The 12,374-nt window shown below is 40.6% G+C and carries 9 protein-coding genes; 5 read left to right on the forward strand and 4 right to left on the reverse strand.

All coding sequences use genetic code 11. The annotated features are described in order from the left end of the window. Positions 1-38: 38 nt before the first annotated feature. Positions 39-908 (reverse strand): type II secretion system protein GspC, encoded by an 870-nt coding sequence (gene gspC, locus KSO91_RS02390; protein WP_238740984.1) that lies wholly within the window; start codon positions 906-908, stop codon positions 39-41. Positions 909-1,230: 322 nt separating this feature from the next. On the opposite strand from gspC, the gene hslR reads away from it, so the two are divergent. Beyond that, complete coding sequence (gene hslR / locus KSO91_RS02395; RefSeq protein WP_238740986.1) at positions 1,231-1,635, forward strand: ribosome-associated heat shock protein Hsp15; 405 nt, start codon at positions 1,231-1,233, stop codon at positions 1,633-1,635. 33 nt (positions 1,636-1,668) lie between these two features. Beyond that, on the forward strand, positions 1,669-2,529 hold the full coding sequence (gene hslO, locus KSO91_RS02400) for an Hsp33 family molecular chaperone HslO (RefSeq protein ID WP_238740988.1): 861 nt from the start codon (positions 1,669-1,671) through the stop codon (positions 2,527-2,529). Between the two features lie 75 nt (positions 2,530-2,604). On the opposite strand, the gene KSO91_RS02405 is transcribed toward hslO, so the two are convergent. Beyond that, positions 2,605-4,728: a methyl-accepting chemotaxis protein gene (locus KSO91_RS02405; RefSeq protein WP_238740990.1), complete on the reverse strand. Its 2,124-nt coding sequence runs from the start codon at positions 4,726-4,728 to the stop codon at positions 2,605-2,607. A gap of 443 nt (positions 4,729-5,171) precedes the next feature. Here KSO91_RS02405 and pckA point away from each other — a divergent pair, with 443 nt between their 5' ends. Beyond that, a complete protein-coding gene (gene pckA / locus KSO91_RS02410; RefSeq protein ID WP_238740993.1) occupies positions 5,172-6,803 on the forward strand; it encodes a phosphoenolpyruvate carboxykinase (ATP) in 1,632 nt (543 codons plus the stop codon). Positions 6,804-7,022: 219 nt separating this feature from the next. Beyond that, positions 7,023-8,012: a 2-hydroxyacid dehydrogenase gene (locus KSO91_RS02415; protein WP_238740995.1), complete on the forward strand. Its 990-nt coding sequence runs from the start codon at positions 7,023-7,025 to the stop codon at positions 8,010-8,012. Between the two features lie 31 nt (positions 8,013-8,043). Here KSO91_RS02415 and KSO91_RS02420 read toward each other — a convergent pair whose 3' ends face one another. After that, positions 8,044-9,000, reverse strand: a complete 957-nt coding sequence (locus KSO91_RS02420; protein WP_238740997.1) for a Gfo/Idh/MocA family protein — start codon at positions 8,998-9,000, stop codon at positions 8,044-8,046. A gap of 435 nt (positions 9,001-9,435) precedes the next feature. Between KSO91_RS02420 and KSO91_RS02425 the strand changes: the two genes are divergently transcribed. Then, the gene (locus KSO91_RS02425) at positions 9,436-9,999 is read left to right on the forward strand and encodes a phosphoribosyltransferase (protein ID WP_238740999.1); all 564 of its coding nucleotides are present in this window, start codon (positions 9,436-9,438) and stop codon (positions 9,997-9,999) included. Between the two features lie 761 nt (positions 10,000-10,760). Here the strand turns inward: KSO91_RS02425 and KSO91_RS02430 are convergent. After that, positions 10,761-12,227 (reverse strand): sensor histidine kinase, encoded by a 1,467-nt coding sequence (locus tag KSO91_RS02430; protein WP_238741001.1) that lies wholly within the window; start codon positions 12,225-12,227, stop codon positions 10,761-10,763. Between the last annotated feature and the right edge of the window lie 147 nt (positions 12,228-12,374).

The following is a 12,374-nucleotide window of genomic DNA, read 5'->3' on the forward strand; positions in this document are numbered from 1 at the left end:
TCTTCTATAATAATGTAATCTCATTATTTGCGACTAAATTACGGAATTCGTAAATACAAGTCGTGTAACTGCCCGTCTCTCTCAACTGTCAAACTCATCTCAGTCATCGTCGGAAACTCTTTCATTAACGAAAATGCCTGCTGTGTATCCGTTAAATCGATGCCGTTTAATGCAATCGCAAGATCGCCATCTTTCAATCCGGCTTGCTCAAATAAGCTGCTATCTTTACCTGCTTTGACACGATACCCTTTCACATCTCCGCCTTCCCGTACTGGTGAAATATAGATATAATCAGTCAGCTTACCGGGATCTTTTAACAAGGCTTCGCGATCTAATTCAACCGTACTCACTTCATCATTGTCATCACTTTCAACGAATGCTGCTGGGGCTTGAGCTTCGTGAATCGCTCTTTGTTTACTCAGTTGATCAACACCATCTAACATCAGTGTCTGCGATTCGCCATCGACATCGATAATAATACGATCTTCATATATTTCAGAAACAAGTGCATTTGTTCCATCAATTTTTGAACCAATAAAGTAACTATCTTGCTTGTTTTGATAAGCGACGATAGCACTAGAAGATGACGGTTCGGTAGCGGCAACGACCCCGACTAGATTTAAATTTAATTTTGTTTTTGGCAGTTCCTTTACCGTGACTACTTTTTTTACGGTATTTTCAACTTTTGCAAGTTCACCAAAGAGATGCTGCTGCTGTAATTTTTTAGTCCCAATCTTGTTATCCTTGGCGCCCGTTTTCATCATTGGGGCCGTCCATTGATACGAAGGCATCTCTTCTGGTAATAAAAACCAAGTGAATAAAGCAAATTGATATGCTAACAAACTACTTACCAGCACGACCACTAGTCCAGAAGTTTTTTGTAATAAAATTGATAATGATATAAACATATACCCTGCTTCATTTCTCATTCTAAGTATCTAACACACAGTAAAGCACACTAATCAGTGAGCGGCCATGCTACATCAGTTCCTATTTTAGCAACCAGCATAATACATCAATAATGTGGGGTATATCTAAACTGGCTAAAAAATAAGTGCTTATCCCCAATTAGGGGAATAAATAGTGACCAGATTGAGAAGGAGTCGGTTAACAGCAACCCGGCTGTTTCATAAAAAACGCGTTTATCAACCTGCGACTCGTCTATTTTTGTAGCTGGTTTGGCTATTGCAATTTGCTATACTGTTTTTTCACAATGAAGAGAGTGAAAAAATGACAGAGAAAAGAATTCGCTTAGATAAATGGTTATGGGCAGCTCGTTTTTACAAAACGCGTAGCATTGCACGTGAAATGGTACAGGGCGGAAAAGTGCACTATAACGGACAGCGTGGTAAAGCGAGCCGAATTATGGAACTCGGCGCACTTTTAACTATTCGTCAAGGTGATCTCGTTAAACAAGTTAAGGTTGAAATATTAGCAGATCAACGCCAAGGGGCGCCGATTGCTGAAACATTGTATAAAGAGACAGTAGAAAGTCTAAAGAAACGCGAGCAGTACCAAATTTTACGAAAATTAAGTTTACAAAATGCCCCACATCCCGAGCGCAAACCCAATAAGAAACAGCGCAGAGAACTAATCCAAGCCAAAATACAACGCAATACTGCAACTTACGACTAGGCTTTAGGTGATATTTAAGAGAGAACCGACAAAATGAGTGACCAACTACAACGTTTTATTTTTGATGATTATCAAATCCGCGGCGAAATAGCCCGCGCACATAATAGCTTTAGTGAAATCATTAAAAATCATCATTACCCCACAGAAATTGTTAACATTATTGGTGAATTATTAGTCGCCACCAGCCTATTGACAGCCACGTTAAAATTCGCAGGTAAGATCTCGGTGCAGCTACAGGGAGATGGTCCGCTAAACTTAGCGGTTATTAATGGCAATCAGGACCAAGAATTACGCGGCACAGCACGTGTTGAAGGGGATACCACTGGCCTATCATTTAAACAACTTATTGGCAAAGGGCATCTTCTAATCACCATTACTCCGGATAATGGTGAACGCTATCAAGGCATTGTTGAATTGCGCAAAGAGTCACTTAGTGAATGCTTAGAGGATTATTTTGCACAGTCAGAACAATTGCCAACACGTATTATTTTACATGCGAGCAATATCGACAAACCGCAAGCTGCCGGCTTGTTATTGCAAACATTACCGGCGGTTAATGAGGATCATGAGGAGCAATTCCAGCATGTCAGTGCATTAGCATCCACTGTTAAAGAGGAAGAATTATATACGCTCGAAAATGCTCAATTACTGCATCGTTTGTATCACCAAGAAACGCTGCGGTTATTTGAACCAACAGTAATCTCTTTTAAATGCAGCTGCTCTAAAGAACGTTGCTTATCTTCGCTCGCATCTATTGCCCCAGAAGAAATTTTAGAGATGCTAGAAGAGAATGGTGCTATCGATATGCATTGTGAATATTGCGCAAGCGATTACCACTTTGAAGCTGATGATTTAAAAATACTGTTAACAGATCAGCACAATACGCAGCATTAGCAGCTAAAAAAGTAAAAGGAGAGATCTGAATATCTCTCCTCCGTTTTTATGGCAACTTTATCAAATAACTATTATTTAAGTCGCTCGCTTCGATACTTCAAAACGCTCAACCAGTGTGTTGAGACGTAAAACAGCATTTTTCACCAGCGTCGTACGGCGCAGCAGCTGCTGCGACGAAACTTCCATGGAGGTCGTGGTACTTTGCGCATCTTTGGCTGTTTCACCATGCTGTTCACTACTACTGGCTATCTGCTTCATCGTGTCGAACATATTTTCAACTGCCGTTTTTAACTTCAGACTTCTTTCACCCGAATCCATCACAAAATTATTTTGGTCGACATTTTTAACCCCTTGTTCCATATAACGAACCGCCATCTCTGATTGTTTGCTTAATTTTTCTGTTATATTACCAATATGGCTGGCAGCCTGAGATGTTCTAGTGGCTAGATTTCTCACCTCATCCGCAACAACCGAGAAACCGCGGCCATGTTTACCTGCTCGCGCCGCTTCAATCGCCGCATTGAGTGCAAGCAGATTGGTTTGCTCTGTAATTTCAGTGATCAAGCCAACGATCGCACCAATCTCTTTCATCTGCCCATTTACGTCATTCACACTTTTTGCCGATGCTAAAACTATCTCTTTAATCTGGTTAGTATTACTGACCGCCTGCGTATACTCTTGTTGCGATTTTTCAACAAGATCATGCATGAGTTGCTGCATAATGTGCGCTGAAACAGTAGCACTTGCTATCTCATCCTGTTGGCTCGCAGATAAGTTCAACATAGAGCCGATGGAATAACTGGTCGCTTTACTGGACCTATCGACACTCAGGCAGCGGCGTAGCATTGATTCACTAACCTCCTTAACTTCATTGGAGGCGTGGATCATCTCACTGACCATATTATCCAGATTATCAATAAAACTGTTAATCCAGCGTCCCAGATCGCCAGATTCATCCGCACTGAACTGTGCCGTGTTAAATCTATGATTAAGGTTGGCATCCCCCTCCGCCAGCATCTGGATCACTTCGATCATATGTTTTAAGTGCGTTGTAACAGGTTTAAGCGCAAAATAGCTGAACCAAAAAATAGCCAATAAAGAAGCGCTGCCTAATAGAAGATGACTTTGCAAAGGTGACAAAACAAACCAGCTAGTGGCAACAAGGTGGCTAACAAATGGTAAACTGATCGCAAAACTCAGTTTTTTACCCAATGTATAAGTCAGTGAGCGATGACGGTAAACTTCCTCCAGATCAGCTTCACACATCATCCCCCAGACATCTGGCGAGCCATGTAGCTGAAAAGTGACCCCCTTACCAATAACTGGAATATGCCGATAATCAGAATACCCCGGGTAATCTACATAAAGATTTTCGCCATGGCGGATGGTTTCCCTGACACCGGGATGCAGTTGTCCAGTTGCAGGATCGGTAAAACGGATTTCAAATTCAGTATGCGCCCTTACTTTTACTATCCCCCAGTCTGTATTAACCCCGGATTTAAGGTTTTCCCCATGAGAGAAGGTATTGTCTTCAAAACGGGAGCGTGACAATGCAGTTCCCTCTGAAATTGCAGGATTCAGATTGGACTGCACCATAAAAATATAGTTGTCGCCTGATTCACTATAAACATGCCCCGCTTCGCGCTGGATAAGATCCCCCATCACATCATTCGGTACCCGGCCACAAAGGCAGCCTATCGTTTGCTTGTCAACCACCAGCGGCTGATAATACATAAGCGTAACCGCGTCATGAAAAGAGGAGCTTGAAGAACCGACTACTTCAGTTTGCGGATCCAAATAGGGGCCATGGAGAAACTGTGCTTGCAGCCCTTTTTGGAGCACCTTCGCATCAACCACCTGCTGTGAATAAGGAGTATAACTGGAGCATGCAACACGGCCATCAGCAAACACGATAAACAGCTCCGAAAAATCATTGTTCCTTGCCAACAAGCTCTGCAAAGAATTTTGCCATTCCCCCTCCTCTTTGGAGGTAATGTACAACGAAGCATCAGAGAGGAAACTCCACTGCGTATTTACCCAAGATTTTAAAATGCGCACCCGCGTATTAGCGATACTGGTAAAGGTTTGTTCCAATGTTTTCTTACGTGAGCTATTTAACCAGCACGCCTTACCCATAGCGAGCTTACCCGTTGCTCCAAACAGAGGTAACCAGTGGCGCTCTTGTGCTGTTAGATCCATTTTAATCCTTACCAAATTACAAACATTTAATCTGATAAGAGCAAAATCTATACCATACTCAACAAAAGCAACAATTTATGTAACAAAAGTGACAAATGAATTGAAAAGGGCTAAAAACAGCTGTTAACGCTGCCGTTACAAGCTTACCTAAGAGAAATTACACACTAAACATTGATTCACAATGCACCAAAATAAAGCAGAGATAAGATCTCTGCCCCCTCAATGGGCTAAAGAATCGCATAATCTGGCGGCATAAAATAAAAAAATATCGCCAGAGATCAAAAATCCCCAATAAAAAGAGCTGCTTTGATAAAAATCAGTGTGATTTAAGCCGATTATTTGAACTAGATCTCCCACACTTTCTTTTTAATCCCCTACTCTAGATACTGACATTTTATTTAATAATAAAAATGAAATTTCAACCACTTAAGAGGAACTGATACATGACACTTGCGAAATCACTATCGACTGATAAGTTAAGTCAATATGGCATTACCGACGTTTCTGACATTATCTACAACCCAAGTTACGACACCCTGTTTGCAGAGGAGATGTCACCTGACTTAACCGGTTTCGAAAAAGGAACACTCACCGAAAATGGCACTGTCGCTGTCGACACGGGCATATTCACCGGCCGCTCACCTAAAGATAAATATATCGTCAAAGACGATACGACACGCGATACAGTGTGGTGGAGTGATCAAGGTAAAAATGATAATAAAGCAATCGACCCATCTACTTGGCAGCATTTAAAAGATATCGTCACTAAACAACTTTCTAATAAACGCCTATTTGTGATTGATGCATTTTGTGGAACCAATGAAAATTCCCGTCTAAAAGTGCGCTTTATTATGGAGGTAGCTTGGCAAGCACATTTTGTAACCAACATGTTTATTCGCCCAACAGATGAAGAGCTCATTGATTTTGAACCTGATTTTGTTCTAATGAATGGATCTAAAACCAGCAATCCAGAGTGGCAGGCACAAGACTTAAATTCTGAAAACTTTGTTGCCTTTAATCTCACGGAAAATATGAGCGTTATTGGCGGTTCCTGGTACGGGGGGGAAATGAAAAAAGGTATTTTCTCTATTATGAACTACCTATTGCCCCTCAATGGCATGGCATCAATGCACTGCTCCGCTAACATGGGCACTGAGGGTGATACTGCTATTTTCTTCGGTCTCTCTGGCACAGGTAAAACCACCCTATCAACAGATCCGAAACGCGCTTTAATTGGTGATGATGAACACGGTTGGGATGACGATGGTGTATTTAATTTTGAAGGAGGTTGTTACGCAAAAACAATTCGTTTGAGCGCTGAAGCTGAGCCGGATATTTACCGTGCTATTAGGCGTGATGCGCTACTGGAGAATGTGGTCACAGATGCCAACGGTGTCGTCGATTACGATGATGCAAGCAAAACTGAAAATGCGCGGGTTTCCTACCCCATCTATCATATTGCTAATATTGTTGAACCCATTTCTAGAGGCGGTCATGCACAAAAAGTTATTTTCTTAACAGCCGATGCCTTCGGTGTTTTGCCTCCTGTATCGAAGCTAACTAAAGCGCAAGCACAATACCATTTTCTATCTGGTTTCACCGCTAAACTTGCCGGCACAGAGCGAGGGATAACAGAGCCGACACCGACTTTCTCAGCCTGTTTTGGTGCAGCGTTTTTAACCTTGCATCCAACGCAATATGCTGAGCAATTAGTCAAACGGATGGAAGCTTGTGGAGCCGAAGCCTACTTGGTCAATACGGGTTGGAATGGGTCCGGTAAACGAATCTCAATTCAAGATACACGCGGTATTATTGACGCAATCCTAGATGGCTCCATTGAAAAGGCAGAAAGCAAGCAGATTCCAATTTTTAACTTATCTGTGCCGCTGGCGCTACCGGGCGTGCATAGCTCTATTTTGGATCCGCGTGATACTTATGAAAATGCAGCACAATGGGACAAAAAAGCACACGCGCTAGCGAAGCTCTTTATTAATAACTTTGATCGTTATACCGATAAGGCCGAAGGACAGGCGCTCGTTACGGCAGGCCCACAACTCGTTGAGGAGCTCGCTTAATTAGAAACTAAAAAAGTTAAAAAAGCCGTACAAACTAACAATTTTGCGGCTTTTATTGTGCTTTATTTGTTTATCCATAATCATTCATTCTCCCCATGCCTTGCATAAAAATGCGTATAATAGAAACGTTACCCGGATAATTTTCATCTTTGATTGCCCTGCCACTAAAAAGCGTTTATAACGCTATAAGCAATCATTTTTCTCAATTGGAGTTATATTATGAAAGTCGCCATGTTCAGTACGCGCAGTTATGACATTAATCATTTCAACCCACTTATCAATTCGCAAGTTATTCAGCTCAAATATTTTGATACTCAACTCAATATCCATACCAGCCAGCTTGCACAGGGTTATGATGCGGTTTGTGCCTTTGTCAACGATGATTTGTCAGCTCCCGTATTAACTAAGCTTGCAGAACTTGGTATTAAAGCGCTCGTAATGCGCTGCGCAGGCTTTAACAATGTCGATATAAGTGCCTGCAAAAAATTAGGTATAACAGTTATGCGTGTTCCCGCATATTCACCCGAAGCCGTGGCAGAGCATGCCATAGCATTAATGATGACTCTTAATCGCCGTATCCATAAAGCTTACCAGCGCACCCGAGATGCTAATTTCTCACTGCACGGTTTAGTTGGTTTTAATATGTCGGGTAAAACGGTAGGCATTATCGGTACAGGAAAAATTGGCCTTGCAGCTATGCGCATTTTAAAAGGATTTGGCTGTAAGCTACTGGCATTTGACCCATACCCTTCGGCGCAGGCTATTGAGCTGGGAGCGGAATATGTTTCCGCTGAACAGTTATTTGAGCAGAGTGATATTATCACGCTGCATTGTCCACTAACCGACGATAATCACCATCTACTTAAGAGCCAATCATTTGATAAGATGAAAGATGGTGTAATGATAATTAATACTAGTCGTGGCGCTCTGCTCAATGCCACCGATGCGATTGGCGCCTTAAAAGAAGGTAAGATCGGCGCGTTAGGCTTAGATGTTTATGAGGAGGAAGATTCACTCTTTTTTGGTGACCATTCAGATGAGATTATCGGAGATGATGTATTCCGCCGTTTATCAGCCTGCCATAATGTCATATTTACGGGTCATCAGGCATTTTTAACTAAAGAAGCTTTGACTAGTATTGCGCAAACCACGCTGGATAATTTGCAAAGTTTTACTAGCGGCCATCCTAATGGTAATGAAGTAAGTTAAAGCAAACATCGCAGACAAAGAGCAACGCCGTTTAATAGCGGCGTTTTTGTTCGCTGCCACTCAGCTTTGTTTGTACTTTTTGGCAGACAGCCTCCGCTAATTGGTGAGTGCTTAGGTTACGCTCAATCACAGACTGTTTCATTTGACCTGATTTAACTACATTTATCCAATCAGCAATCATAGCAGTAAAACCTTTTGCTGTGAGCATAGGCGTCCAATCCTTAAGTTGAAGAAGAAATGTTTGCTTATCCTGCAAACATTTTCCAGTCATAAATGAATCAAACTCATAAGCACGGTTTTCAAAACCCACAGAAACTCGCTCATGGGTTATGCCATGCAAACGGTTCATAGAGGCATGAAGTAGCATATTCCCATCTTGCCATTGCACATCAATCCTAGCCAACTGAGTACCTTTGAATTGACTACTGAGGTGGACATCTTCAAGGTTACTTTTAGCACACAAATTGACACTATCTAAAGGGTGAATGAAATCATCAAAAATAACTTTACGGATATCTCCCGGCAAATTGTGCCTATTCTTTTCCCAGCGTAAAGACAATAAAGAAGTATCAGGTAGTGTCGATTGTGGGTCACCGAAATAGCGTTTATACAATGGAATAAAACGGCGATTAAACCCCATATATAGAGGCTGCTGCTGTTTTTGCGCCAATTCATAAATCTTTTCGCAATCAAAAGCGTTATCGGCAAGGGGTTTATCAACAAAGGTCGGCACCCCGAGCTGTAAAAAAAAGGACGCTATTTCAAGGTGCGAAGCCGTACTGCTGTGAATCATAACCGCATCAACATTTACATGACTTAATTGTCGATAATCTTGATATACCTGTTTAATATGATACTGCTTAGCCAGTCTTTGTAGAGTCATCTTATTACGCGTGCAAAAGACCAACTCAACCTCCTCTAACTGGGTCAAAATAGGTAAATAAGCTTTTTCTGCAATATCGCCAATACCAACAATTGCAATTCTCATTTACTACTCCTTGATCGCTTAGAAAACAACTAGCTTATTACAGTAAGCGTATTATATGAAGGAAAAATAGAGCGCTTGTCAATTTAACCTACTGCGTAACACAAGCGTAAATTGTCATCATTAGATTATCTGCGCAATCAAGAACGCCCCTCTAAGCATAAGTAGCAATTACGTATTGTTGCTTTTTAATAATGAAAAAATAAAAATCAAAAAAGATAGAGCGTTGAATAACCACATCTAGTAGCATTATCAGTGCAAATACAGCATGTTTAAGGGTAACGAGTGGTTGTTGACCAGCGCTACACTTCTCGTCACCTCACTGAAAAACAAGTTTTAACGGCATTCTTAAATAAGATGCAGTAAAAAGCATCTAGAACATTGTTATTTTATCTCGTTAGTCTAAAATCTGCGCAAAATTCACAAAGAGAGATTATTATGTCTAGCAAAGTATTTATAAGCGCTCAACAACTACTTGAAGACTCATTCCGTCTTGCTGCGCAAGTATACGATAGCGGTTTTCGCCCACAGTTCATTGTCGGTATTTGGCGTGGAGGCGCTCCGATTGGTATCGCTGTTCAAGAATACTTTGATTACAAAAAAGTAGAAACGGATCATATAGCAGTACGCACCTCTTCTTATTACGGCATTGGCAAGCAAAGTAAAACAATTAAAGTACATGGCCTACATTACATTATCGAAAATGCTAATGCTGATGATGGATTATTAATTGTCGATGACGTATTCGATTCAGGACGCAGTGTTGTCGCCTTAACTGAGAAATTAAAAGAATTAATGCGTTTAAATATGCCAACAGATGTGCGCATTGCAACGCCATATTACAAACCAAAAAACAAAGCGGTATCTATTGTACCTGACTACTATATTCATGAATCAGAAGAGTGGTTAGTCTTCCCACATGAAGTTTCCGGTCTATCAATTGAGGAAATCACGGAAGGGAAAGGTGATTTTAAAAACATTAAAGATCTCTTCCTAGATTAATCCCTACTTGAATAACCATAACTCTGGATAATGAAAGCAAAATTCTATTTTAGATTATAAAGTTAAAAAATCATGCCATACAGTATTGATGTTTTTGTGTAGTTCAAGGCAAACCAGCCGGCTATTGGTCGCTGAATTAACACCGCAACACATGGAAATAACTACACTGTATCGATTTGCTTATCCCTACCAGAGGTTAAATAGCGATCAAAAAGGAGACGGCTTGTCTCCTTTTCTGCATCTGTCGTTTAACGTTCAATTATAAATTCTGTAATCGTCAAATGACGGTTATTAATAATATCGCTCAATTAGGTAAAAAACTAAGCGCACCATAATCAATCATAGTCTTTTTATCTTAAAGAAAGATCCATTTTAACGACGCCCCCCCCGAATTTCTGCCACATGCCTGACGGGAGAGGAGAAGTAATAACCGCGTTTTCCAGACCGAGAGCTTAGAGCAAAATAATGTCCTTGCTTGCCTTGCATTGCATCTTGAAAATAGGGACAAAAAGCAGAGTTGTTGTTGATTGGTTTCGATGAGATTTTGGTAACTAACTTGCCATAACCAATTTACGCTGACAATAAGCGTAATAGAATATAAACAAAGCAAAAGCAATGGCGGCGTCTTCCCTAACTTATCTTCTGCTTTGCCATTTATAATATTCTCCTGAACGTCATTTCAATTGTTAATATAAACATCTAATAAATAAGAGTTTTTACTAATACTAATTGTATCATTTGCCAAGCAACTCACAATTAAATTAAGCAGAAGCTGCTTTCGGTAGAGCGAATGTAAACTGGCTGCCTAAACCGGGTTCGCTGCTGACTGAAATATCACTATGGTGCATTGCTAATAAATGTTTGACTATGGATAAACCAAGACCGGCATTGGTTAAATTGCCCTGCGTATTACTCGCTCGATATTTCGGTTTGAAAATAGCTTCTAACTCATCATGTTGTATGCCTTTGCCATTGTCAATAATCTGTAATTCCACAGTGTTTCTATGGTCGTTAATTTGTACTTTTACTTCTCCCTTTGCTTGAGTATGGCGGATGGCATTGTCAATTAAATTAACTAAAATACGCTCTAATTTGCTGATGTCGGCGTAGGCAATATTGCCTTTATCATGATTAAACTTAACACTTAATTGCACATCCTGTTGCTCCGCTTGATAGCGTAAACGTTGTATTACATCATGAGCAAGTTCAACTACATTGACAGGCTCTGGGATAAATTGAATATCACCACTTTCAAGTCGTGCCAACTCAAATAGCTGTTCCACTAACTGGTTAACTTGCAGACCATTTTTGTGTGCGAGTTGGATTAATTCCATACTGCGTTTATTTTCAGGACTAATAAGCCAGGTTTCTAAGTAACCATTTAATGCGGTTAACGGCGTTCTAAAATCATGAGAGATATGGGATAACAATTCTCGACGTAATTGTTCGGTATTTTTAATCTGGCTTAATTGCTGTTTAATATGTTGTGCCGATGACATAAAGCTAGCTTCTAATGCTCGGATTTCATTATTAGTAAAAAACGAATGAGGGGGCAGAGGCATATCGGTGAAGTCATTGTGTACGTATTGAAGGCTACGTTGACTGAGTTTTTTAAGCGGGTTAGTGATGAAATGAATGGCTAACCACAGGGCGATTAAACCAAAGATAATGGCCGAACATAATATGAATGCGCTGTCTTTTAATACTTTACTATCAGAGAGTAATGCAATGGCACTATCACGTTTTTGTCCGCCGATAATGACATAGAGATAGCCTTCGAGCTGACCTGATAGGGTGTTGATTGGACTCACTGAGAATATTTTCTGTGTATTGGGAGTACGTGGGTCATTACCGTATATGGGTAAAGCTTGACCATTTAAGTAATCGTCAATAGGGGATAAATTAACGTTATCAAGTTTTACCACGCCCTCTGGTGCCGAGTAGGCAAGAATATTTCCTTTTTTATCTAAGGCGTAAAATTCCCACTCAGGGCCCAACAGCATTTGTGTATGAAATGCATCCATTAAATGACGGCTGTCAATAATACCGCTTTTTAAATTAGCATCATCTTCGACAATATGCGCTGCAAGTTGATGATGTAGACGTTGCCCTACTTCATCTGCAAATTTCTCGCTACTGTGTAAGTACCATTGAAATAACGCGATTGCGGAAAAAAGAAATAGTGTGCCTATTATCAAGGAAAGTTGACTGGCTAGAGAACGAAACATGGTTAACCTTAAATTATCTAACTGATGTTACGCATTATCACTAAACTTTCATTTCGAAAACCGCTAAAGTAGAGCCATGAATAAAAATAAACAAATATTTGAGCTGTACATTGATTATCTTGTCACCTCATTCAGTTACACAACTGC

The organism is Psychromonas antarctica, from assembly GCF_022267535.1.
Classification (GTDB): Bacteria; Pseudomonadota; Gammaproteobacteria; order Enterobacterales; family Psychromonadaceae; genus Psychromonas; species Psychromonas antarctica.